This is a genomic window from Lactococcus sp. S64 (assembly GCF_016516525.1).
Taxonomy (GTDB): domain Bacteria; phylum Bacillota; class Bacilli; order Lactobacillales; family Streptococcaceae; genus Lactococcus; species Lactococcus lactis.
The window spans coordinates 415,496-438,796 of the sequence record NZ_JACVUQ010000001.1 but is presented as its reverse complement, the minus strand read 5'-3'; the positions used below and the strand labels follow the sequence as shown (position 1 = coordinate 438,796).

Genomic DNA, 23,301 nt, shown 5'->3' with positions numbered 1-23,301 from the left:
AGGAATAAACTATGGAGAAACTTAAGAAAGAAAATCTCAAAGAAGTAAACACTCAATTTCGTACTTGGAAATCTGGTAAAACTTGGCTTTATAGTTCTGCAGTTATTGCATTTATATTAGTAGGTGCTTTAGGAACTGAACTAGACGTACATGCAGATGGACAAGTTCTTAGTTCAGCGGGTGCTACTGGGACGGAAAATACCGCAACCGGAGGTTTAGGATCTAATGCCACCGCAGGCGCTGATAATGCCTCATATGCTAATTCACTGCAAAGTTCAATCACTTCTTCAAATATGGTGGTTGCAAGTAGTTTAGCAGCTACCTCAAGTGTGGCTAGTTCTACAAGTGTAACGAGTACGAGTAACGTTGTTTTAAGACAAGATGGAACTTCAGTAATTTCAAACTCTTTAGGCTCTACTGCAGCTCCAACAGGACTTCCAGAAACTAAAAATACAACTAATACTGACGGAACTTATAGTGTTAATAGTTCTGTTAACAGAGTTGATTCCTCAGCCTCACCAGCTTTAGGAGTTACAAATAGCACAGCATTGAATAATAATGGGGCAATACAAGCTGGTAGTAGTGCAAACTCTTCAACATCATTTGATATTAAGCAAACTCAAATAGTACCTTCAGGAGAACCAGCTAATGATATTCTGTCTGGGGGAAATTATTCATGGACAGTTGAAGCCCCTTCTGATTTAGTAGAGGCTGGTCTATCAGTAGCAGATACCAAAGTAATTTATGTAGCAAATCAGGAATCGACAGCTAATTTACAAGGGACTACAACAACTCTCGCTGTAAAAAATAATGCAACGGCACAAACAATTGGTGGTTCTTATCAAATAATAAATGAAGGAGCTCAAAGTTACTATCCGAACGATGTGGTTGGAAGTGAAGGGTTTGTTCAATCAACTTCTACAACTGCAAAAAATTCTGCTATTGCATCCTCGATTGCTGATTTGTCAAAAACTACTAGTTCTATGGCGATTGATTATGCTTCATTGTCTGCCGCAGAATCACAAGCAATTGCAGTGGGTGGATTTAATGCAAGTGCGGCTTCTTTACTTACACAGATGACGAATCTATTGACTAGTATTACTGCAAATAGTACAGCCATTGCTTCAATGCAAAATATGATGAGCGCAGAAGAAACTGGCTATATCGTCACTTCAGCAGCCAGTACTGCAATGGTTAGCATTCAATATACTGCTGACTCAAGTACGACAGAAGCTTTAGCTAATACTCTTGGAGGTGCAGTAGGAAGTGTGGCTTCCCTTGTAAATGATATAGCTGCAGGTGCGGGCTCTGCTTGGGTTTCAACTACTGATACAATCAATCAAATTTTGAATGGTAACTTAGCTTCCTCTCTTGCAACATATTTTACTGGTGCTTTAGAGGCTGTTATTGATCCAGCTGTAAGTGTTCCAGACAGCGTCCTTAAGTATGTTGGACTCTCAGCAACAGATTATGTGAATGGAATTATTTCAAGTTCAGTAAATACTATTCTTTCGCCTTTTAACCAGTTGTCATTTAATTCTATTTTAAATGGCGGTCAACAACAACTTAATAATTTAATTACTACAGTTTTAGGTACTGAAATATCTATTCCAAATCCACTTACTGGAGGAGCACTTTTCTCTGGACCTACTATTGGTGAACTTTTAAAAATTAATCCTACTAGTTTTGAACAAGGAATTTATAATGTTGCTACTCAGATTCAGTATATAACTACAGTTGCAGCGACAGCTTTACAACAGTATGGTAATAATGTTCAGTTTGCAATAAATTCTATTAATGAATCTGGAAAGGTATTGGCAAATGCTAGCTCCCCAACGAGCGGAATATTTACTGAAAATTATCTTGCACCAGTTGTTGATAACGGTGATGGTACCTTTACCGTTCAAGGAAGTGGTCATGGCTTTATTACTGCTGTAGCTAACTGGGCAACTAATCTTGTGACAAATTATACCCAATCAGTAGGTAATGAACTGGGAACGATTGTTACTCTACCAAGTTCGATTACAAATCTATTTGATGATTACTCAAGTAATACTTCTTATACAGGGCTTGCTATTGTAGATAACTTTTTGAATGGTATACTCAATACAACCACGGCAGCTTATAGTACCGCTTTAAAAGGATATAATTCTATTGTCCAAGGATTACAAGCAGATATTACAAATAGTTTAACAAGCGGAACTAATAGTATAGGGTATTCTTTAGGTCAAACTTTAGCAGGAATAGGCAATATTGCTAATTTATCAAATTCTGCTATTGCTGGTTCAATACAAGGAAATTTAAGCAGCCCACTTGATGCTATCCAATTTGGTATTGGTGTGATTGATGGTGTTCTCAGCCTTGGTGGGAATGTTGGTGCAAATGGTACAGGAACAGCTGCTATTCCTACAATAACAGCATCTGCAACTATGACAGTTGGGTTTACAGCACAAGACCCAAGCAGTCAGATTAGTCAAAACCTTGCATACGAAAACTATTATTATCAAGGTCAAAAAGCTGTTACAGGATCAAATCAGGATGGTATGTTTGTACCCGAAACGTTTGTAGTTAAACCAACTTTAAATGGAGCAACTACAACAATGGGAACTGCTGCAGCATCTACGCAAGGAGGGAATACTGCGGGAGTAAGTTTAAACAGCGCTCCTACACAGGCTGGTTATACAACAATTGTCTATCAAATGAACAATGAAAATATTAACCCTATAATTGCTCCAACTAGTGCTGTAACAATTACGACCCAATCTCAAACCGTATTTGTTGGGGATCAATATTCTCCAGATGCTGGCTTCGTTTCTGCAATTATCACTGGAGGTAAGAGTTTATCATTGGATGAACTCAGTGTATCTGGATACGTTAATACAAACTCAGTCGGAACTTATACAGTAGATTATAGTTACATTGATCCTATAACTGGTAAAATTTATAAATCATCTGCGCCAGTTTATGTTGCTTCTGGTAATCACCAACTTGCGGGAGCGTATTTACAAGGACAAATTTATGCGGATGGAAACCAACTAGCCTATGATTTTGTTCAAGTTGAAAATGATATGATGGACGCAAATACTTTTCAACCTACGGAAGGGACCCTTTATGACAGCCATACAGGTAAAATTATTGCTACCGCCCATGGAAATATGGTAGTTGATAATATCGGTTCTGGTCATGTTGTTTTGACTTATAACTTTGATGCTTCAAGTATCCCTGTGGGAGACATATTGACAAGTACAGTTACTTTTGCCGACCCAATTACTCTACCTGGATCAGGAAGCTTGACGGTTGTTGCACCAAACAATTCAAATAGTTCTAGCTCGACAAGTAATAGCAGTAATGTTGCATCTAGTTCTAATAACAGTGCTGAAAGTTCTAGTGCAACTAATAATTCAAGTATAGCTAGTAGTTCCTCAAGTTCTATAAGTAGTTCAGCTGCAACAGGAGGTGTAACACTTCCTGGTGAAGGATCACTCACGGTTGTCCCTCCTACCGGAACCACAGATCCAGGAGTAACTGGTCCAACAGGTCCTGAGGGTAAAGAGCCAGATATTAGCATTGGAGAAAATGGTGATTGGTATATTGATGGAAAAGATACGGGAGTTTCAGCACAAGGGCCAGCAGGTGTAGCAGGTAAAGATGGTGCCGATGGTCAAAATGGTACAAATGGTACAAATGGTAAAGACGGAGAAAGTCCAACACTTACAATTGGAAATAATGGAGATATCTTTATCAATGGAAAAGATACGGGAGTTTCAGCACAAGGGCCAGCAGGTGTAGCGGGTAAAGATGGTGCCAATGGTCAAAATGGTAAAGATGGAGTGAATACAGATGACACTCTTAGAAATAATATGAGAGTAAAAGTAATAGAAAAAGTACCATTTTCAAAAGTTTGGAACACTGCACTCTCTGTTCCTACAATATCAACTGGTAATAATTCAGCTCTTCGTAACAAGGTGAATGTTCTTAGTACGCCAATAGTATCGGAGCCGTTTGGAGCTTCACTTCCTACTACAGGCTCAGATGAATTAATGAGTTCAGAGTTGATGGCACTTGGCTTAGGTTTGCTTTCAGTATTGACAATTGGAGGAATTGCATGGAGAAAGAATAATTAACTAGTTTCTTTTGAAAATAAAATATAAGATTTCTTTTTTAAAATAAAAAAAGGCTCTCGTTTGTGAGAGCCTTTTTATTAGTTAGAGAAATTTTTCATGAGATCAATTTTTTCCCATCTCAGAATTCATCCAAACAGGCTCTAAACAGTTGCCGTCTAGATCTTGGACTTCAAGACCATACATCATTTCTTCAGAAATACCATTATCTAAATAAAGGCTTTTTCCGCCATTTTCATCTGCCAATTTACCAAAGTCCTTTACACTCTGCGCACTTGAAAAAGTAAATGAAATTAATGCAGCACTTGATGATTTTGTATCCGCAATTTCTTTTTCACCAATGAATGTTTTATAACGAGCATGTGATAGTAGCATGATAAAAAAATTTTCATCCCAAACCATGCAACTAACCAATTCATCTGAGAAATTAGGATTCTTTTTAAAACCTATTTTTTCATAAAAACTAGTTGATGCTTCAATATCAGATACTGGAAAATTTACAAAAACCATAGTTGTCATATTGTTTGCCTCCTTGTGTAAATGAAAACGTTCTCTAAACAATCTTACTTGAAGTATAACAGATAATAGTGCAGGAATCCAAACTTATGACTTAAACTTTTTGAGAACGAAATCTGCAATTTAGTATGGAAAGAAAACTGTGAGTTTTCAAATAGATTAATTAATATTAAAAGATAAATAGCCTGGACGAATTATATTGATTAAATATTTAGCATATGCTATAATTGTGAAAAGATTTATAAGTTTTTATTTACTAGCATAAGGAGAGAACGATGATAAGTACTAAACATTTAGATGTATTCTATAATGAAAATAAAGTCCTGAAGGATATTCAACTAGAAGTTAAACCTGGGAAAATCACTGGTATTATAGGACCAAATGGTGCAGGAAAATCTACTTTAATCAAGGCTATTCTCAATATTGTTCCACATTCTGGAAAAATATTAATAAATGGTAAGGTAAGTAAAAAGGAACTGAAAAATATAGCTTATGTAGAGCAAAAAAGTGATATTGATCATACTTTTCCAATTAAAGTTAAGGAGTGCGTATCTCTTGGTACTTATACGGGATTAAAGCTGTTTCAAAAACTTGGAAATAAAGAATGGTCAAGGGTTTCTAACGCTTTACAAAAAGTTAACTTATCAGAATATGAAAATAGGCAGATAGGTGAACTATCAGGTGGTCAATTTCAAAGAGTTTTGTTGGCAAGGTGTTTAGTTCAAGAAGCAGACTATATCTTTTTAGATGAACCATTTGTAGGGATAGACTCAATAAGTGAAAAGATTATTATGAATATTCTTCAAGATTTAAAAAGTCAAGGGAAAACTATTTTAATAGTACATCATGATCTAAGTAAAGTAAGAGAGTATTTTGATGACATTGTTATTTTAAATAGAGAATTAATTTCTTATGGTTCAGTAAGAGATAGTTTTAATCAAAAATACTTAAAAGCGGCATATGGAGATAATATATTTATAGGAGATTAAGAATCAAATGATACAGAATTTTATAAATGGTTTATATGAATTCCATTTTTTACAGAATGCTTTAGTTACAGCAGTTGTGATAGGCGTAGTTTCAGGAGCAGTTGGTTGTTTCATCATTTTGAGAGGAATGTCCTTAATGGGTGATGCGATTTCTCATGCAGTACTTCCTGGTGTTGCTATTTCCTATATTTTAGGAATAAATTTCTTTGTAGGGGCAATTATTTTTGGATTATTGTCGTCAATAATTATTACTTTCATAAAAAATAATAGTATTATCAAAGGAGATACTGCAATTGGAATTACATTTAGTTCGTTTCTAGCCTTAGGTGTTATATTAATCGGAGTTGCCAATAGTTCAACAGATTTGTTCCATATTCTTTTTGGAAATATTTTAGCTGTACAAGATATTGATAAATGGCTGACAATAGGAGTTTCAGGAATTGTTTTAATAGTAATCATTCTTTTTTTTAAGGAACTTTTAATTACATCATTTGACCCATTGATGGCAAAAGCAATTGGAATGAAAGTGAATTTTTATCACTATCTTTTGATGGTTTTATTGACGTTAGTATCCGTAACTGCGATGCAAAGCGTCGGAACTATTTTAATTGTTGCTATGTTAATTACGCCAGCAGCAACAGCATATTTATATACAAATAGCTTGAGGAAAATGATAATTCTCTCCTCTTCACTAGGGGCAGTTTCTTCCGTTTTAGGTTTATTTATAGGTTACAGCTTTAATATTGCTGTCGGTTCAAGCATTGTCATTACTTCAGCTATCATTTTTGCAATTAGTTTTTTAGTTTCACCAAAACAAAATTTTATAAAAAAGAAGGTTAAAATTGATGATTGAAAAATATAAAAATATATTGATAACTTTTATAGCACTAGCTGCTATCGTTTTTCTAGTAGGTTGCTCAAATAAAAAAACAGACCAAGTCACAGATAAAAAAATAAATGTGGTCGTGACTAATTCAATTTTGGCAGATATCACAAAAAATATTGCTGATGATAAAATCAATTTGCATAGTATAGTTCCTGTTGGCAAAGACCCGCATGAATATGAACCATTGCCTGTAGATGTTCAAAAAACTTCTAAAGCAGATTTAATCTTTTACAATGGTTTAAACTTGGAAACAGGTGGAAATGCATGGTTTAGAAAACTAGTGAATAATGCAAATAAAAAAGAAAATATTGATTATTTTCCTGTAAGCACTGGAGTTGAGGTCATTTATCTTGAAGGAAAGAACACTGAAGGAAAAGAAGACCCGCATGCTTGGCTCAATTTAGAGAATGGGATTATTTATGCAAAAAATATTGAACAACAGTTATCTAAAAAAGACCCAGTTAATAAGGATTTTTATAAACATAATTTAGATAAATATGTTAAAAAATTATCTGATCTTGATCAGCAAGCAAAATCTAAATTTTCTTTAATACCTGAAAATGAAAAGATGATTGTAACGAGCGAAGGTTGTTTTAAATATTTTTCTAAGGCTTATAATATTCCCTCTGCTTATATTTGGGAGATAAATACAGAAGAAGAAGGCACGCCAGATCAAATAAAAAATCTGGTTAGAAAGTTAAGAGCTACTGAACTCAAATCGCTTTTTGTAGAAAGTAGTGTTGATAATCGACCAATGAAAACTGTTTCTAAGGATACAGGAATTCCAATTTATTCAACAATATTTACAGATTCAGTGGCGAAAAAAGGGGAAAATGGGGATAGCTACTATAGTATGATGAAATGGAATTTAGATCAAATTTATAAAGGTCTTGCTAAATAGTTTTTAAAATTCATATACTTTCAAAAAAGAACTTATTTAAGTTCTTTTTTGAAAGTATATGAATTAATTAATTTATGAGGAAATATTCGCTTTATAGATTTGAAATTAGACTGATTAAAATACTTAACTTAATAAATATTTTAGTATAATTAAAGAAGGAGGCTGAAATGAAATTGCTATTAATTGATAATTATGATTCTTTTACTTATTTGCTTGCACAGTATTTCGAGGAATTAGATTGTAGTGTAACAGTGGTTAATGACCAAGAGAAAATGAGTCAGAAAATTAGAATTTCTCCGGATTTTATTTGTGAAAATTATGATGCGATTATCATTTCTCCAGGTCCAAAAACACCAAAAGAAGCCGTTTTTAGTAGGGATGTAGTTCAACTATACGCTGGAAAAATTCCTATGTTAGGAATTTGCTTGGGTCAGCAAGTCATTGCTGAATGTTTTGGGGGAAATGTTGTTCTTGGTGAGAGGCCAATGCATGGAAAAATTTCTGTCATTCGTCATAATTGTCAAGGAATTTTTAAAGGACTTCCACAAAATTTGAAAGTTGCACGTTATCATTCGTTGATTGTCGATAAACTACCTGATGATTTTGAAATTGATGCGCAGAGTGAGGATGGTGTTATCCAGGCCATTCATCAGCCAAAATTAAAATTGTGGGCTTTACAATTTCACCCAGAAAGTTTAGTTACTGAATATGGTCATGAAATGTTAAATAATTTTTTGAAAGTGGTGTAGTCTTTTGAAGGAATTTATAATAAAAAATACGGATATTTGGAAAATTTTCCTAAAATATTATCGGTCAGATGAAGAAATTGTTTTTTTACATAGTAGTCAGGTGACCGAAAATGAGCATTATAGTATTTTAGCTCATAAACCTTATAAAAAGGTTTCAAAATATAAGGGTCAAGTGTTTTTTAATGGTGAAAAAAAGAAGTTCAATTTTTTAGATGCGGTAGATTTGCTGAAGGATGAGAGAGTTGAACGACCTAAAAATTGGCCTTTTTATCCAGAATTATTGGGTTTTGTAAGTTATGAGCAAGATCCGGCTTGTTTTGCAGCTTATGATGAAGTTTTACTTTTTGACCATAGAACAAAACTGTTACGTGTCGTGCAATTTGAACAAACTGATGGCCAATATTGGCTGACTGAATCGGAAGAAATTGAAGTGGATTCAGAGATTGAGTTCGATGGTCAGAATGGCATAGGGGCTGTTTTTATTGACCAAACGAGGCAAGAATATATTGCTTCAATAAAAAAATTACAAGACTATATGAAGGCCGGCGATATTTATGTTGCCAATTTGACGCAACAATTTGAAATTTGGTCCGATCAAAAACCTATTGATGTTTTTAAGAAAACAAGGAAACAAATTCCTGCTCCTTTCTCATCATTTTTACAATATCCTGAATGGAAAATGACGCAAATTTCAAGTTCTGTTGAACGCTTTATTTCTATTCATAATGGAGCATTAATTTCAAAACCCATTAAAGGAACAATTGCCAGAGGAGAAAATGTTGTAGCTGATAGATTACAAAAGAAAATACTTTCCGACAGTAGTAAAGAACGGTCTGAGTTACTGATGGTGACGGATTTATTGCGTAATGATATTGCCCGAATTAGTCAACCTTTTTCTTTGTCTGTCCCTAAATTTGCAGAAATTGAAACTTTTTCTCATGTTCATCAACTGGTGACTTCAATAAAAAGTAGAATTAAAGAAGATTTGACTTTTTCAGAATTTATGACGGCTTTATTTCCGGGAGGTTCAATCACAGGTACACCTAAGAAGCGGGCAATGGAGATTATTAAGGAAGTTGAAAAACAACCTAGAGGAATTTATACAGGGATGCAGGGTTGGTTAAGTCGAGAAATGGATTTGGATATGAACATCGTGATTCGGACATTAGTTCATGACGGTGAGCATTATCAGCTTGGTGTAGGCGGTGGAATTACGTTCGAGAGCGAAGCAGAAGCAGAGTTTTCAGAGATTTTACTAAAAGCAAAACCCTTTTTAGATATATTAGCTGTGAAAGATGTTCCAAGTATTTTATTTACAACAGGTCTTGTCAAAAATGGTGAATTGTTAAATTTAGAGGGTCATGTCAATCGCTTGAAAAAACAATACCATCATCCAGATTTGGAAGAAAAATTGAGAATATTTGCCCAAAATGTTACTGACGGAGTTTTACGTATCAGTACTGACGGAGATTCTTTGACCCCTGGGATTCGTCAGCTGACGCATTCAAATGAGGCCTATCGTGTTAAACTGTCGTCAATTAATGACAAACCCAGTCTTTTGTCTAACTTTAAGCTTTCAGGTCCAGATTTTCAAAAGGTCTTTCGTCAGGAAGTCTTAGAAGCGAAAAAAGAGGGGTTTCAAGATATTCTATTTCATACAGATGGTTTGGTCAGTGAATTATCAATCGGAAATTTTGTGGCAAAAAAGGGTAATCAGTACGAAACGCCAGCCAAATATGCTCTAAAAGGAACTTTTTTAGATTTATTTGCGAAAAATCATACGCTAATATATAAAGATATTGCCCTTTCTGATTTGAAAACATATGATTGTTTTTATATGACAAATGCTGTCAGAGGATTAGTTGAAATAAAAATTGATGGAACTTTCCTAATATAGTCCTTGGTTTTACTGACCAAGGGCTTTTTTGGGGCAAAAATTACTGACAGAATCTGTCAGTAAAAATATTCTAAAAATTTACTGACAAAAATAAATTAAAATTAAGAAATACATCTCAAGTCTGAATTTTTAATCGCAAAAATGAGTTACAATAGATTTTATAAAGGAGAGGAGCGTGAAGATGATTAAAATCTACCAAAAATCAAGTTCAAACCAGTCAGCTGAGCGCGTTACCAGTTGGTTTAAAAAGCGAAATATTCCTTATGTTGTCATTTCCAAAACTTCATTGTGTAAAGAAGATATTGTCAGAGTCTTAGAGCTTTCAAATAAAGGTTTTGAAGAAATTATTGTTTCGGAATCAAAAGCACCCAAACTTTATTCGGAACTAAGAAGTTCTTGTGATATGGACCAAATTTCGACGGAGCAAATGATTCAATTTATTTTGAAAAATCAGCAATTATTGCGTTCACCAATTACTTTTGATGACCGTCGTTTACTTATAGGTTATAATAACGAAGATATTCGGACCTTTATTCCTTGGCGTCTCCGTTAGTGAATTTGACCTGTTCTTTTGATATAATAATTTTAATGACAAAAGACAGGACATTAAGATGAAAATTGAACTTTTTGAGGAAGATATTCCCGAATTTAGTAATGAAATGATGACATTAACCCAAGTTTTTGCCACTTTTAAATGTGGTGAAGACTTGCAAATGGCACGTTACAATTTAAAAAATCAGCCGGAAATTTTTCAAAACTATCCTCAAGTGACACAGATGTTGGAAAAAAAGGATGTTTTACCTCTGACCCTTGTAGATGGAGAAATTACATTGATTGGTGACTATCCAACGGTGGAAGATTTGACAGAAATCACGGGCTTAAGTTTTCAAAATCTCGGATGTGAAGAAGACTGTCAGGACTGTTCTTGTCAGTAAAATTTACTGACAGAAATGATTAAATTCAAGAAACTAATAATAAAAATAAAAAACCTCATAGTTCTGAGGTTTTTTTGTGTAATTTAATTTTTTTATAAGCCCACTCGTAGTGCGATGACATAGAAGACTGAAAATATTGCCCCAGACTAGTTGAACCTGTCCAATCAAAATATTTTTTTGTGAACAATTCTTTGTTTGAAAAATTTTCAATGAGGGTGATTAGCTCCATATGGCTTTCATAAAGTTGTTGTGTTATCTCAGATAATGATTTTTTTTGCCCATTTATTTGAAAATTATCATTCATTTCACCATAATTTTTCCAATTATAAGGAGAGGGCAGAAAGGGCGTTTTCTCTCCTCTTTTATTTTTTTCGACAAAGTTGATTAATAACTGATGCCACTCATAGAGATGAACCATGACGTCTCTTAGATTTTTATCTCTTGCCCAATGCTTTTCTTTTTTATCTTCAACTTTAAAGGTAAAATTGGTATTTTTTGTTTCTTCGTTTAATGAATTGATTAGTGAACATAATTTCTGCCAACTTTCTTCAGAAAAAGTAATTAATTCCTCTTTGGATTGGGCTCTTGCCATTATAATCCCTCCTTGAATATATTAAGTACATTTTATCATTTTTGAATACCTTTTCAAAATGACATCCAAAATTAAGATTTTCACAAGAGCTAATCGATAATTTTCTTTTAGATTTAGTTGGATGTTCTCTCCAAACCAAATATTCGTAATTATTTGACTCCATCATTTTTTAGGACTATAATCAATTAGAAAGAGGTGATAAAATGAAAATTACATTTAAAACTTTGGATGGTCGCACATTGAACAAAGAATTTATTGATGTTAATGACTTTATTCGTCAACAAAACCTTGAAATTCCAGCAATTGATGATTCTGCAAAAGTAGTTGAAGTTCTTATCGATGAAAAACCTTATGATTTTACAGGTAATATTGCTGATTTGTACTTCAAATTAAACAAATAATCTATTTACAAACGAAATTAAGAAACAAAATGACCTTCTCAAACTAACTTTGAGGAGGTCTTGTGATAGTTGAATTAGAAATACAATTTAGTTAGGAGGAAATAAGATGAAAACTTTTAATTATGGTAAAGATGAATTACAAGCGCTTGACCTCTATCAACCAAAAGAATGGAACGGAAAAACTTTAGTATTGATTCATGGAGGCGGTTGGTGGCAAGGAGACAAAGGCAAAGAAAAAGAAGTTACCACAGGATTAGCTACCGAAGGTTATCAGGTTGCAGCTCTGAATTATCGTTTGGCCACACAAGCTAAAAATCTTTTTCCAACCCAAGATGAGGATGTTGAAGCTGCCTACACTTGGCTTCTTAAAAATATCCCAGATTTCAAGGCTGATAACATCGCTTTTATTGGTGGCTCAACAGGTGGACATTTAGCTGCTTATTTGGGACTGACAAAAGGTCGCCCCTTTATCAGTCTGTCAGGACTTTTAGATTTAAAGGGGTTTTATGAAAATCATAAGGAAACGATTCCTAAACAATTAATCATTGCCCCAGACTTACCCAGTAAGAAGATTGACCAAGCGGGAGCCAATGATTCTTACTATAAGTGGATTATCGAAAACTTACTGGCGTCAATAAATGATGATAGTTTAGAAAAGGCCTCTATTTTTTCTAAAGTAACTAAAAAGAGTGGGCCGGGCTTGCTTTGCAACTCAATGAATGAGCTTGTTCCTACTTATGAACATCAAAAATTAGCAGAACTATTGCGACAAGAGCAAATTCCAGTAGAAACTTGTCTACTTAACGGTTCAAGACATGGGGAGGCTTATATTGATGACATTTGGCCTAATCTTTTAAACTTTTTGAAACGTTATATCTAATGATAAAAACAATCAACTCAGTAGTTGATTGTTTTTTAATTTATTTAGTAGAAGACTTTATCATTTCGATAAGCTTTAAAATTTCATCAGTATGAAAATTGTTTGATTTATAGAGGGCATAAAAACCATTTTTAACTCCAGTATAGTGATAGTTATAATCTTTTTCAAAATATTTTAGAAAACGAGCAGAAATGAAAGTTGCACTATTTTTATTAATATTAATATTTGAGAGGGCATCTTGAGTCGACTCAACTGCAGTATAAGGTAAGTGTGAAAATAATGGATTATTTTTTTCCAATATTTTGTAAACATCAATTTTACTTTTACTGACAATAAGAGAAGTAACTTCGCTTTCTAGTGGATTTTTACTGACAGAAATAATTTCATCATCAAAAATTTTTTTGACCGAAATATCTGCTGACAGAACGGGCTGACTAGAAGCACTAATCAATGCTAAATCACAGTAACCATTTTTTAATTCTGTCAGCGCATTAAAAGAAGAAGTGCTTTTGATAATTAAGTTAGCCTGATTAGTTTCATGATCGAAAATTTGAGGAATCACAAAATTTGTCATTAAAAAATTTCCTGAAATCCGGAGAACAGAAGAATTTTTTAAGAGTGATTCTGCGGAAACAATAGCGTTCTCAAAAAAGGAGCGAATAATTTCATAAAGCTGAATTCCAAGAGCTGTCAGCTGGATTCCCTGACCATTTTTTTCGATTAGGTGAACACCATAAGCAGACTCAAGTTTTTTGATTTGGCTACTGACAGCTGGCTGACTGATATAAAGTGCCTCTGCTGCCCTTGATATTGACTGAAATTTTGCGACATGATAAAAAATTTCAAGTTGATGCGTATTCATTGATATCTATTTAACTTTCACTTGTAATTGATAGTAGTCTGATTAAGACCTTATAAACGATTGACATATTTTTCACCAATTTCATTGGCATATAATTCCATGACCTTAGTCCAAAAACTGCCCTCTTTATCGCCAGATTCACTAAAATATTGCTTCATTTTATTGATTTGATTTTCATTCATACGTTCATCTAACATGTTTCCTTGTTCGGTCAGATAAAGCTGTTTGATTCTTTTGTCATTTTCATTTGGCTTGAAATGAACCAATTCTTTTTCTTTTAAATCATTCATAGGACCGTTCAAAGCTTGTTTAGAAATATCAAGCACTTCAAGTAATTCATTAACGGTCAAGCCAGGAAGTCTTCCAATGAAAAATATAATTCGCCGATGTACTTGACGAATTCCGTAAGAAAGTACTAGGTCGTCCTCTTGTTTAATAAATGCACGGTATCCGAAGTAAAATAAAGCCAAATCTCTAGTAAAATTTAAGTTATCGTCTATTCCTGAGTTTTCTTTAGTCATAATTCACTCCTTTTATTAGTCTATTATACTTGATAATTTAAATAAGTCAATATCGTTGACTTATTTAAAGAAAAGCGTTATTCTATAAATGTCAAGCTGATTGACCAATATATAATAAAATATGGAGGAATGCGATGTATACAGTAGGAGATTACCTATTAGACCGATTACACGAGTTAGGAATTGAAGAAATTTTTGGAGTCCCTGGAGACTATAACTTACAATTTTTAGATCAAATTATTTCCCGCAAGGATATGAAATGGGTCGGAAATGCTAATGAATTAAATGCTTCATATATGGCTGATGGCTATGCTCGTACTAAAAAAGCTGCCGCATTTCTTACAACCTTTGGAGTAGGTGAATTGAGTGCAGTTAATGGATTAGCAGGAAGTTACGCCGAAAATTTACCAGTAGTAGAAATAGTGGGATCACCTACATCAAAAGTTCAAAATGAAGGAAAATTTGTCCATCATACGCTGGCTGACGGCGATTTTAAACACTTTATGAAAATGCACGAACCTGTTACAGCAGCTCGAACTTTACTGACAGCAGAAAATGCAACCGTTGAAATTGACCGAGTACTTTCTGCACTATTAAAAGAAAGAAAACCTGTCTATATCAACTTACCAGTTGATGTTGCTGCTGCAAAAGCAGAGAAACCCTCACTCCCTTTGAAAAAAGAAAACTCAACTTCAAATACAAGTGACCAAGAGATTTTGAACAAAATTCAAGAAAGCTTGAAAAGTGCCAAAAAACCAATCGTGATTACAGGACATGAAATAATTAGTTTTGGCTTAGAAAAAACAGTCTCTCAATTTATTTCAAAGACAAAACTACCTATTACGACATTAAACTTTGGAAAAAGTTCAGTTGATGAAGCTCTCCCTTCATTTTTAGGAATCTATAATGGTAAACTCTCAGAGCCTAATCTTAAAGAATTCGTGGAATCAGCCGACTTCATCCTGATGCTTGGAGTTAAACTCACAGACTCTTCAACAGGAGCCTTCACTCATCATTTAAATGAAAATAAAATGATTTCACTGAACATAGACGAAGGAAAAATATTTAACGAAAGCATCCAAAATTTTGATTTTGAATCCCTCATCTCCTCTCTCTTAGACCTAAGCGAAATAGAATACAAAGGAAAATATATCGATAAAAAGCAAGAAAACTTTGTTCCATCAAATGCGCTTTTATCACAAGACCGCCTATGGCAAGCAGTTGAAAACTTTACTCAAAGTAATGAAACAATCGTTGCTGAACAAGGGACATCATTCTTTGGCGCTTCATCAATTTTCTTAAAACCAAAGAGTCATTTTATTGGTCAACCCTTATGGGGATCAATTGGATATACATTCCCAGCAGCATTAGGAAGCCAAATTGCAGATAAAGAAAGCAGACACCTTTTATTTATTGGTGATGGTTCACTTCAACTTACAGTGCAAGAATTAGGATTAGCAATCAGAGAGAAAATTAATCCAATTTGCTTTATTATCAATAATGATGGTTATACAGTCGAAAGAGAAATTCATGGACCAAATCAAAGCTACAATGATATTCCAATGTGGAATTACTCAAAATTACCAGAATCATTTGGGGCAACAGAAGATCGAGTAGTCTCAAAAATCGTTAGAACTGAAAATGAATTTGTGTCTGTCATGAAAGAAGCTCAAGCAGATCCAAATAGAATGTATTGGATTGAGTTAGTTTTGGCAAAAGAAGATGCACCAAAAGTACTGAAAAAAATGGGTAAACTATTTGCTGAACAAAATAAATCATAATTTATAAATAGTAAAAAACATTAGGAAATACCTAATGTTTTTTTGTTGACTAAATCAATCCCTCTTTCTTTAGAAAACCTTAGTTTCTCAAAGACAACTTAATTAAGCCTGCCAAATATAAACTAGAGAAGTTGGAAGAAAATTCCATTTGCGGAAGAGTTCCTTTAGGAAAAATCTCTCTGAGTTCATCCTTTATCTTGTCTATATTTAAGAGTTTCTCCCAAACCTGAGGAATAAAGATGATTAATTGATGTGGCGCATACATTGCGATAATTGTTTGAATCGAATCAAATACTTTTAGATAAATCTCTTTTTGACTCAATGGAAATTCAGCATTTCTAAAAGTAGGAAGATATTTTATTTCCCCACTAATATTATTGCTTCCTTTAAAAATAGTTTGATTAATAATCAAAGAAGAACCCGGTGGAAATTTTTCTGGAAAATAAACGCCTGATAAAACTTCATTATCCTCTAAAGCATAACCTAGAGTAGCGGCGTTAATATCATTTTCAATAATGGTTTCAATCTGAGTTGAATCTCTAATTTCTTTAGCGAGATTGACATTTTTAAGCGGTGAAAAATCCATAATACGTAATTCTCCATCAATCTCAACTCCAGTAATACCACAAGTAATTAAAACGATTTGAGGAAAAACACTTCTAAAATGATTAATATTAAGCAAAAGTTCTTCTAAATTATTAGTCTTTAAATTTTTTTGTTCGATGACATTTCCCAGAAGATCGACAATATGATAATTGACCACTAAATTTTTATCATTTTCGATAAATTGAAGGATTAGTATTAACTCCTTAGTAGCATTAAATTCATAGGCTGTTGCGAAACGACCGCCAGTTTTAGCATGTTTATCAAGAGATTTAATGGTATCACTCTCAATCAGTTCCACAATGAGTTTATTAATTGTAACAACACTGAGTTGAGTCCCATCTGATATTTGACGAATCGTAAGTGGTAAATGAGCATTTTTAATGTAATCAGAAATCAGTTCCTTATTGTGTTCTTTGATATTTTTAGGTTTATAGGCTTTCATAATTCTCCTTATATGATCATTTTTCAAAATAAAAACGCTTTACTAATTTTGATAAAAAAGATATAATGAAATCAACTTATTAAAGTTTGTTAATAAAGTTTATTTAAAAAAATCGGCCTGCTCTTATTATTCTTAATAAAAGGAGCAATCATTGCCATTAGAATCATTATACCACTATTTTTAAAAGATTATCCAGCAATTGGATAAAGATAGCTAGAAAATGGAGAAACAGAATGTACATCGAACACGTAGCGATTTATGCTGAGGATATTGAAAAAATAAAAGCTTTTTATGAAAAATATTTTAATGTCACTTCAAGTGATTTATACCATAATCAAAAAACAAGCTTCAAATCTTACTTTTTAACCTTTGACTCAGGGAGTCGAATGGAAGTCACAACAAAAAAATTCTTATCAAATAGAATTGCTGAGAGTTTAGGATATGCCCACATCGCCATTGCAGTAGGTGATAAACAAGCAGTAGATGAATATGCTGAAAGATTTGTAAAAGATGGTTATCCATTACTCAACGGCCCTCGTACTACGGGGGATGGCTATTATGAAGCAGTTATTCAAGATCCTGAAGGGAATTTGATTGAACTCACGACAACACTAGATGAAGAACATAAAAATAGAGAGTGGGTAAGAGGTTTTGGCAGTTGATTTTGATTATCAAGAGATGTTGTTAGGTAACTTATACCTTGCTGGGAATATTTTGCCAGAAAACAAATCTATCCACGGCAAGAAAATTATCCAAAAAATCAATAATACTCCGATTGAAGAAAAAGAAACAATCGTTGCTTTAGAACGTCAAGTTTTTGGGAAAACAGGGGACAATCTGTATGTAACTCCCCCATTTCAGGTGGATTATGGCAGACACGTAGAAATTGGAAATAATTTCTATGCAAATATGGATTGTATTTTCTTAGATGTTAATAAAATAAAGATTGGCAATAATGTTATGGTGGGTCCACGTGTCAGTTTTTATACGGCAGGACATCCAATAGATCCTCAAATTAGAATAGAAGAACTTGAATTTGGGTTGCCTATCACTGTTGAAGATAATGTATGGATTGGTGGGAGTGCCACTATTCTACCAGGAGTGACCATTGGTAAAAACTCAATCATTGCTGCGGGCGCAGTAGTGACGAAAGATGTTGCAGCCAATACAATTGTCGGAGGAAATCCAGCTCAGCTTATCCGAGCAATCAATGAAGAAGACAATCACTATTGGAACAAGAAAAAAGAAGAATATCAATCAAGATTAAAAGAAAGATAGAAATAAATCGATATATTTTTTTAAATTGGAGATAATGTATGATTAAAGCAATCGCCGTAGATATGGATGGGACCTTTCTTAATTCAAATAATGACTACGACAGAGAAGCATTCCTTGAGCTCTTTAAAAAATTAAAAGTTAAAAAAGTGAGATTTGTGGTAGCAAGTGGAAATCAGTACGCTCAAATAAGTTCTTTTTTCCCAGAAATTTGGCGAGAAATAACATTTGTCTCAGAAAATGGCGGACTCGTATTTGAAAAGGGAAATTTATTAATAAAAAAGATCATTGCCAAACCAATTATTCAGGATACTTTGACTCTTTTAGAAAATACTTCCTACAAAGTTGGAATTATTCTTTGTGGTGTAAAATCTGCCTATATCCTCAAGAGCGAAAACGCTGATTTGAAAAAGGAAGCAGCAAAATACTATTTTGCAATCAAAGAAATCGATTCATTTCAAGACCTTCCAGATGATGAATGGGTAAAAATTGCCCTTCAATTAGAGGATAAAAATGCTTTTTCGTTTATTGATTTAATGAATGAAAAGAATAATTCTCAACTAAAAGCCGTATATAGTGGACACGGAAGTGTTGATTTGATTGCAAACGAAGTAAACAAAGGGAACACACTTAAGCAATTATTGAATCAAAGGGAAATTAAGCCCGAACAATTTCTAGCTTTTGGTGATAGCAATAATGATTTAGAAATGTTAGAGCTCGCAGGCTATAGTTATTCTATGGCTAACGCAAGTGAACAAGTGAATCAAGTAGCAAAATATCAAGCACCATCAAATGATGAGAACGGAGTAATTTCTACTATCAATGCTTTATTTGATAAAGTAGGCTAAAACTTTATGAAGTGGAAGGAACAAGTAAAAACCACTTCATTCTAAGGCAGTAAACTTAAGAGTAAATAATTGATATTATAATGAACAACTATAATTTTGACCTCCTATAGAAACATTATTGTAGAGCTCTCACCAAGCACAAGGACATTATAATGATCTAAGTAGCAATAAATCTTGTCTTCAATTTGATTTACTGTCTTAAAATGAAGTGGCTAGCTTTTAACTCAGATTCTTGAACAAAAAAATACTAATAAAAGAAAGATAATAATATGATTAAACTTGTACTTACAGATTTAGATGGTACTTTCTTAAACAAAAGCGGTAGTTTTGATCAGTCTTACTACGAGAAGGTAAAGACAATGATGGATCAGAATAATGTTATTTTTGCCCCCTGTACTGGTAAACAATGCGAGCGGGTTGAAGAACTCTTTGATACGGATATTTCTAAAAATATCTGGATATTGGGTGATAGTGCAACACGAATTAAACATGAAGGTAAATATATTTATGAGTCCTTATTACCAAACAAGTTAGGCCTTCAAATTATTGAAAAACTAGAAAATATTGCATCAGATCATATTATTATCGCTTGTACCCCAACCGCTGCCTATATCAAGTCAACGGTCTCTAAAGAGGACGCTCAAAAAATAAGAAAGTCATATGCTGTTGTCAAAAAGCAGGAAGATTTACAAAATATTGAGGAAGACTTTGTAAAAATAACCGTTTTTGATCAAAAACTGAGAGCATTTGAAAATGTTAAAGAGCTGTCCGAATTTGAAGCTCAAGCCTATATCGTGGCCTCAGAAGCAGCATGGATTGATATTTCCAACTATAATGTCCACAAAGGAACCACCGTTCAAGCACTACAACATATTCTTGGGGTAACAAAAGAAGAAACAATTGCCTTTGGCGATGGACTCAATGATATTGAACTATTAGAAGCCGCTGGCTGTAGCTTTGCCGTTAATAACGCCTTTGACATCGTAAAAGAAAAAGCTGATTTCATAACAAAATCAAATGAAGAGAGTGGCGTTCTTCAAACAATTGAAAAGTTGTTACTTTTACAAAAATGAAAGGAAACATAGGTCTAAGTTAACTGATTAAAATGCAAAGGACAATAATACCTATTGTCCTTTTTTATGTTTTATTATTAAAGATTATCTACTACATTACTTTTGATAGCAAGACTCTTAACTTTTACTTATATCTGCTTAATTAAAATGTATTTTTAAAAAACTATTTATTTTACTAAAATAATTTTTGAGGTGAAAAAATGCTAGAAATTTATTTAATACGACATGGACAAACAAAGTGGAATCTCGAAAAGAAAATGCAAGGTTCACTCAATTCTGACTTGACAGTTGAAGGAGTTAAACAAGCAGTATCATTAGGTAAAGAGCTGAATAAACACTATTTTAATCATATTTACTCAAGTACAAGTCCTAGAGCTCTGGAAACTTCTCGACTAATATTTGGTGATGAAAAGAAAACTTCATCAGATTTGCTAGGTGAAATCGCTATGGGCGCGTGGGAAGGAAAAACTTATCAAGAAATTGAAAAACTCGCCCCTCTAGAATGGAATAATTTCTTTAATCATCCCTTTAATTACTTTCCCTCTAAAGATGGTGAATCATTTGCTCAACTAGAAGCCAGACTAAAAGTTTTTATCAAAGAAGAAGGACTCAGGGAGCGCTCAGGCAAAATCGCAATCGTTTCTCATCGCATAACGATTAGAATGCTGATTTCTCTCTTATTAAACAACAAAGAACTTTATGGTAAGATGGACCTTAGCTCGACATCATTGAGCATTATAGAAGTAGAAAATAAAAAAGCAAAATTAAAGCTCTTAAACTCTACGGCGCATTATTAATAATAAAAAATCAAATCAGAAAATGATTTGATTTTTTTATCAATATTATCGAAGAAATAAAATCCCAATTCCGATAAAAACAAGTAGATAAAGAAAATTTAAAAGCGTAAAAAGGCCGAAAAATTTCAAGGTAGATTGATCTTTAACATTCAATTGATATTGCCTTAAGGCTAGCAAGTTAGCCAAAGAAGCCACCAGTGTTCCCAAACCACCGATTGTCACTCCCAAGTATAAAGGAGAAAGTTGCCCGGTAAATTTTGATAATAAGACCGCAGCAGGAACATTGCTGATGACCTGACTAGATAAGATAGAGGTAAAGAAAATAGAGAGGTCATTATTCATCAGCTGGTGAAGCCAATTATGAATCAAAGGAATACGCCCAAGTGCACCAACAATAATAAAGAAATTGATAAAAGTTAAGATGATTCCATAATCCACTTCTTGATAAACTTTTTTCTCGATAAGATAAGCACAGACCAAGCTTACAATTAAAGAAATCCAAACAGGAATTAAAGCTAATACGCCCAAAAGTACAATTAAGGTCGTGAATCCTAACAAGTAAAGGTCTCTTTTTTTGATAGAAAATGCCTTGTTTTTTAGCTGTTTGACAGTTTTCTTTGAAAATAATAAGGCACATAAAAATAAAGTCAATAAGCTGACCAGTCCTAAAGGTATGGAGAGTTTGAAAAAGTCTAAAAGTTTTAAATGATAATAAGAAACCAAATACAAATTTTGAGGATTTCCAATAGGTGTAATCGCACTACCTAAGTTGGCATAAATGGTCATCAAACTAATCAAGCCAATTTTAGGTAACTTCACCTTTCGGTCAATATTAAAAACAATCGGCACCAAAGTTAAAATTGCCACATCATTCGTAAAAAACATCGAACCAAAGAAAGACAAGAGCAGCACCACTAAAGCCACTTGTCTCAAGTTTTGACATTTATCAATAATAAAGGCCGCAAAATATTTTAAAATACCAAGAATTTCAAAAATAGAAATAAGAATAATCAAGCTCAAAAGAGCCAAAATGGTTTTCAGATCAATATCAGAAGCTCTGACCGTTCCAAAAATTAAAGAAAGTAGCGCTAGAGCGAAAGTAAATAAAAAAGTTTTATCAGAAAAAATATGTTTTAGAGTAGATGCCATAGAGATTCCTCGCAAAGGAGTTATTTTTAATTAATTTTAGCATAAAACTGCATGCAAATTATTAATAGAACCTATTAATTTAACATAATGAGACACTATATTATTGAGGTCAGTATAACAAATGGTTAATACTTTTTTACTCCAAATTTTGAAAGAACTTTTTTCTTTCTCGCAGATGAGACTTCAACATAAATTTCGGTAGTCGTAATACTTGAATGGCCTAATAGTTCTTGAATATCTCTTATATCTGCGCCATTATTTAAAAGTTCAGTTGCAAAGCTGTGTCTTAGATGGTGAGGAGTAGAGTCACTTTTTATATTAGCCGCATCCCGATATTTAAAATAGATATTCTCAATCCCATAAATTGAAAATCGTTTACCATATTTATTTAAGAAAAGAGCAGCTTCTTTTGAAGAAGGGGAATAATTGTTTCTTGAATTTAGATAATTTTTCATTATATCTCTATCCTCAGTATTTGTTAAAAAGAGAATTCGTTCTTTATTATTTTTTCCAAAAATTATTATTTCTCCATCTTTAGGATTGTAGTCCTGAATATTTAAATTTCTAATTTCACAAATTCTCAATCCTAGGCTAATTAATAAGTTTAAAATCGCAAAATTCCGAAGTTGATCTCTTATTTTTTTTTCGGTGGTTGGTATGCTTGAGGCTACTCGCAAAATTTTCTTAATTTCTGAATGATTAAGTGTTTTAGGCAGTCGTTTTTCTTTACGAATTTTTACATTTGGTATTTGATTTATTTTACAAACATTTTCTTTATGTAAAAAACTATAAAACATTTTTAAAGTCACTAACTTACGAAGCTTGGAATTTGGCCGATAATCGTTTGTTTGTTCTAAATAGATAAGATAGTGACAAATTCCGTTTTCCAAGGAGAGACCTTTATCATTACAGTAGTAGGAATATTTTAAAAGATCAGACCGATAGGCTTTAAGAGTCCCTATCGATAAATTTTCAAGCTTTTTCATTTCAAGAAATGAATTGATATGATTTTTCAATAAATTTGCACCTCTTTTTAATATTTTTGTTATAATGTATTTTGGAAGTATGATTAATCCCTAA

At 33.2% G+C, this 23,301-nt stretch carries 23 protein-coding genes; 16 read left to right on the top strand and 7 right to left on the bottom strand.

All coding sequences use genetic code 11. The features are described from left to right. Positions 1-11 precede the first annotated feature (11 nt). Entirely contained in the window at positions 12-4,124 is a 4,113-nt protein-coding gene (locus IAE51_RS02025) for a bacterial Ig-like domain-containing protein (protein ID WP_200094667.1), read from the top strand. A gap of 102 nt (positions 4,125-4,226) precedes the next feature. Here the strand turns inward: IAE51_RS02025 and IAE51_RS02020 are convergent, their stop codons facing one another. Beyond that, positions 4,227-4,640, bottom strand: a complete 414-nt coding sequence (locus IAE51_RS02020) for a VOC family protein (protein ID WP_033899008.1) — start codon at positions 4,638-4,640, stop codon at positions 4,227-4,229. 272 nt (positions 4,641-4,912) lie between these two features. Here IAE51_RS02020 and IAE51_RS02015 point away from each other — a divergent pair, with 272 nt between their 5' ends. From IAE51_RS02015 to IAE51_RS01985, 7 genes are all read left to right on the top strand, one after another. Continuing rightward, a complete protein-coding gene (locus IAE51_RS02015) occupies positions 4,913-5,626 on the top strand; it encodes a metal ABC transporter ATP-binding protein (RefSeq protein WP_033899005.1) in 714 nt (237 codons plus the stop codon). A gap of 7 nt (positions 5,627-5,633) precedes the next feature. Beyond that, positions 5,634-6,479, top strand: coding sequence for a metal ABC transporter permease (locus tag IAE51_RS02010; RefSeq protein WP_129880867.1), 846 nt, complete (start codon positions 5,634-5,636; stop codon positions 6,477-6,479). After that, on the top strand, positions 6,472-7,413 hold the full coding sequence (locus IAE51_RS02005; protein ID WP_032946886.1) for a metal ABC transporter substrate-binding protein: 942 nt from the start codon (positions 6,472-6,474) through the stop codon (positions 7,411-7,413). Before IAE51_RS02010 ends, IAE51_RS02005 begins: the two co-directional genes overlap by 8 nt. Before the next feature lie 167 nt (positions 7,414-7,580). Continuing rightward, positions 7,581-8,162 (top strand): aminodeoxychorismate/anthranilate synthase component II, encoded by a 582-nt coding sequence (locus tag IAE51_RS02000; protein WP_129880866.1) that lies wholly within the window; start codon positions 7,581-7,583, stop codon positions 8,160-8,162. Between the two features lie 4 nt (positions 8,163-8,166). Further along, entirely contained in the window at positions 8,167-10,059 is a 1,893-nt protein-coding gene (gene pabB / locus IAE51_RS01995) for an aminodeoxychorismate synthase component I (protein ID WP_200094611.1), read from the top strand. 181 nt (positions 10,060-10,240) lie between these two features. Next, positions 10,241-10,612: an ArsC/Spx/MgsR family protein gene (locus tag IAE51_RS01990; RefSeq protein WP_017864571.1), complete on the top strand. Its 372-nt coding sequence runs from the start codon at positions 10,241-10,243 to the stop codon at positions 10,610-10,612. Between the two features lie 58 nt (positions 10,613-10,670). Next, positions 10,671-10,994 carry an arsenic metallochaperone ArsD family protein gene (locus IAE51_RS01985; protein WP_033898988.1) on the top strand — a complete coding sequence of 108 codons (324 nt, stop codon included), beginning with the start codon at positions 10,671-10,673 and terminating at the stop codon, positions 10,992-10,994. Positions 10,995-11,049: 55 nt separating this feature from the next. On the opposite strand, the gene IAE51_RS01980 is transcribed toward IAE51_RS01985, so the two are convergent. Further along, positions 11,050-11,586 (bottom strand): ClbS/DfsB family four-helix bundle protein, encoded by a 537-nt coding sequence (locus IAE51_RS01980; protein ID WP_129880864.1) that lies wholly within the window; start codon positions 11,584-11,586, stop codon positions 11,050-11,052. A gap of 203 nt (positions 11,587-11,789) precedes the next feature. On the opposite strand from IAE51_RS01980, the gene IAE51_RS01975 reads away from it, so the two are divergent. Continuing rightward, positions 11,790-11,987, top strand: a complete 198-nt coding sequence (locus IAE51_RS01975; protein WP_129880863.1) for a hypothetical protein — start codon at positions 11,790-11,792, stop codon at positions 11,985-11,987. 106 nt (positions 11,988-12,093) lie between these two features. Then, positions 12,094-12,867: an alpha/beta hydrolase gene (locus IAE51_RS01970; protein ID WP_200094608.1), complete on the top strand. Its 774-nt coding sequence runs from the start codon at positions 12,094-12,096 to the stop codon at positions 12,865-12,867. 40 nt (positions 12,868-12,907) lie between these two features. On the opposite strand, the gene IAE51_RS01965 is transcribed toward IAE51_RS01970, so the two are convergent. Both IAE51_RS01965 and IAE51_RS01960 read right to left on the bottom strand, forming a co-directional pair. Next, on the bottom strand, positions 12,908-13,729 hold the full coding sequence (locus IAE51_RS01965; RefSeq protein ID WP_098397062.1) for a LysR family transcriptional regulator: 822 nt from the start codon (positions 13,727-13,729) through the stop codon (positions 12,908-12,910). A 50-nt stretch (positions 13,730-13,779) separates the two neighbouring features. Next, positions 13,780-14,250, bottom strand: coding sequence for a MarR family winged helix-turn-helix transcriptional regulator (locus IAE51_RS01960; RefSeq protein ID WP_003130267.1), 471 nt, complete (start codon positions 14,248-14,250; stop codon positions 13,780-13,782). Between the two features lie 134 nt (positions 14,251-14,384). Here IAE51_RS01960 and IAE51_RS01955 point away from each other — a divergent pair, with 134 nt between their 5' ends. Further along, a complete protein-coding gene (locus tag IAE51_RS01955) occupies positions 14,385-16,031 on the top strand; it encodes an alpha-keto acid decarboxylase family protein (protein ID WP_129880861.1) in 1,647 nt (548 codons plus the stop codon). Between the two features lie 79 nt (positions 16,032-16,110). Here IAE51_RS01955 and IAE51_RS01950 read toward each other — a convergent pair whose 3' ends face one another. Then, positions 16,111-17,079 (bottom strand): ROK family protein, encoded by a 969-nt coding sequence (locus IAE51_RS01950; RefSeq protein WP_129880860.1) that lies wholly within the window; start codon positions 17,077-17,079, stop codon positions 16,111-16,113. A 233-nt stretch (positions 17,080-17,312) separates the two neighbouring features. Between IAE51_RS01950 and IAE51_RS01945 the strand changes: the two genes are divergently transcribed. The 5 genes from IAE51_RS01945 (at position 17,313) to IAE51_RS01925 (ending at position 21,072) form a co-directional block, all read left to right on the top strand. Then, positions 17,313-17,741, top strand: a complete 429-nt coding sequence (locus IAE51_RS01945) for a VOC family protein (protein WP_129880859.1) — start codon at positions 17,313-17,315, stop codon at positions 17,739-17,741. Continuing rightward, the gene (locus IAE51_RS01940; protein WP_129880858.1) at positions 17,731-18,357 is read left to right on the top strand and encodes a sugar O-acetyltransferase; all 627 of its coding nucleotides are present in this window, start codon (positions 17,731-17,733) and stop codon (positions 18,355-18,357) included. The genes IAE51_RS01945 and IAE51_RS01940 overlap by 11 nt, the downstream gene beginning before the upstream one ends. Positions 18,358-18,395: 38 nt before the next feature. Then, entirely contained in the window at positions 18,396-19,202 is an 807-nt protein-coding gene (locus IAE51_RS01935) for a Cof-type HAD-IIB family hydrolase (RefSeq protein WP_200094607.1), read from the top strand. A gap of 269 nt (positions 19,203-19,471) precedes the next feature. Then, complete coding sequence (locus IAE51_RS01930) at positions 19,472-20,275, top strand: HAD family hydrolase (protein ID WP_058204650.1); 804 nt, start codon at positions 19,472-19,474, stop codon at positions 20,273-20,275. Between the two features lie 200 nt (positions 20,276-20,475). After that, a complete protein-coding gene (locus IAE51_RS01925; RefSeq protein WP_129880856.1) occupies positions 20,476-21,072 on the top strand; it encodes a histidine phosphatase family protein in 597 nt (198 codons plus the stop codon). Between the two features lie 45 nt (positions 21,073-21,117). Here the strand turns inward: IAE51_RS01925 and IAE51_RS01920 are convergent, their stop codons facing one another. Both IAE51_RS01920 and IAE51_RS01915 read right to left on the bottom strand, forming a co-directional pair. Continuing rightward, on the bottom strand, positions 21,118-22,221 hold the full coding sequence (locus IAE51_RS01920; protein WP_129880855.1) for an SLC13 family permease: 1,104 nt from the start codon (positions 22,219-22,221) through the stop codon (positions 21,118-21,120). A 125-nt stretch (positions 22,222-22,346) separates the two neighbouring features. Continuing rightward, on the bottom strand, positions 22,347-23,237 hold the full coding sequence (locus IAE51_RS01915) for a tyrosine-type recombinase/integrase (RefSeq protein WP_200094606.1): 891 nt from the start codon (positions 23,235-23,237) through the stop codon (positions 22,347-22,349). Positions 23,238-23,301 lie beyond the last annotated feature (64 nt).

What these genes read in the sequence shown, in the direction of transcription:
- IAE51_RS02025 (WP_200094667.1), top strand. Translation starts at nt 12, where the DNA reads ATGGAGAAACTTAAGAAAGAAAATCTCAAAGAAGTAAACACTCAATTT.
- IAE51_RS02020 (WP_033899008.1), bottom strand. Translation starts at nt 4,640, where the DNA reads ATGACAACTATGGTTTTTGTAAATTTTCCAGTATCTGATATTGAAGCA.
- IAE51_RS02015 (WP_033899005.1), top strand. Translation starts at nt 4,913, where the DNA reads ATGATAAGTACTAAACATTTAGATGTATTCTATAATGAAAATAAAGTC.
- IAE51_RS02010 (WP_129880867.1), top strand. Translation starts at nt 5,634, where the DNA reads ATGATACAGAATTTTATAAATGGTTTATATGAATTCCATTTTTTACAG.
- IAE51_RS02005 (WP_032946886.1), top strand. Translation starts at nt 6,472, where the DNA reads ATGATTGAAAAATATAAAAATATATTGATAACTTTTATAGCACTAGCT.
- IAE51_RS02000 (WP_129880866.1), top strand. Translation starts at nt 7,581, where the DNA reads ATGAAATTGCTATTAATTGATAATTATGATTCTTTTACTTATTTGCTT.
- IAE51_RS01990 (WP_017864571.1), top strand. Translation starts at nt 10,241, where the DNA reads ATGATTAAAATCTACCAAAAATCAAGTTCAAACCAGTCAGCTGAGCGC.
- IAE51_RS01985 (WP_033898988.1), top strand. Translation starts at nt 10,671, where the DNA reads ATGAAAATTGAACTTTTTGAGGAAGATATTCCCGAATTTAGTAATGAA.
- IAE51_RS01980 (WP_129880864.1), bottom strand. Translation starts at nt 11,586, where the DNA reads ATGGCAAGAGCCCAATCCAAAGAGGAATTAATTACTTTTTCTGAAGAA.
- IAE51_RS01975 (WP_129880863.1), top strand. Translation starts at nt 11,790, where the DNA reads ATGAAAATTACATTTAAAACTTTGGATGGTCGCACATTGAACAAAGAA.
- IAE51_RS01970 (WP_200094608.1), top strand. Translation starts at nt 12,094, where the DNA reads ATGAAAACTTTTAATTATGGTAAAGATGAATTACAAGCGCTTGACCTC.
- IAE51_RS01965 (WP_098397062.1), bottom strand. Translation starts at nt 13,729, where the DNA reads ATGAATACGCATCAACTTGAAATTTTTTATCATGTCGCAAAATTTCAG.
- IAE51_RS01960 (WP_003130267.1), bottom strand. Translation starts at nt 14,250, where the DNA reads ATGACTAAAGAAAACTCAGGAATAGACGATAACTTAAATTTTACTAGA.
- IAE51_RS01955 (WP_129880861.1), top strand. Translation starts at nt 14,385, where the DNA reads ATGTATACAGTAGGAGATTACCTATTAGACCGATTACACGAGTTAGGA.
- IAE51_RS01950 (WP_129880860.1), bottom strand. Translation starts at nt 17,079, where the DNA reads ATGAAAGCCTATAAACCTAAAAATATCAAAGAACACAATAAGGAACTG.
- IAE51_RS01945 (WP_129880859.1), top strand. Translation starts at nt 17,313, where the DNA reads ATGTACATCGAACACGTAGCGATTTATGCTGAGGATATTGAAAAAATA.
- IAE51_RS01935 (WP_200094607.1), top strand. Translation starts at nt 18,396, where the DNA reads ATGATTAAAGCAATCGCCGTAGATATGGATGGGACCTTTCTTAATTCA.
- IAE51_RS01930 (WP_058204650.1), top strand. Translation starts at nt 19,472, where the DNA reads ATGATTAAACTTGTACTTACAGATTTAGATGGTACTTTCTTAAACAAA.
- IAE51_RS01925 (WP_129880856.1), top strand. Translation starts at nt 20,476, where the DNA reads ATGCTAGAAATTTATTTAATACGACATGGACAAACAAAGTGGAATCTC.
- IAE51_RS01920 (WP_129880855.1), bottom strand. Translation starts at nt 22,221, where the DNA reads ATGGCATCTACTCTAAAACATATTTTTTCTGATAAAACTTTTTTATTT.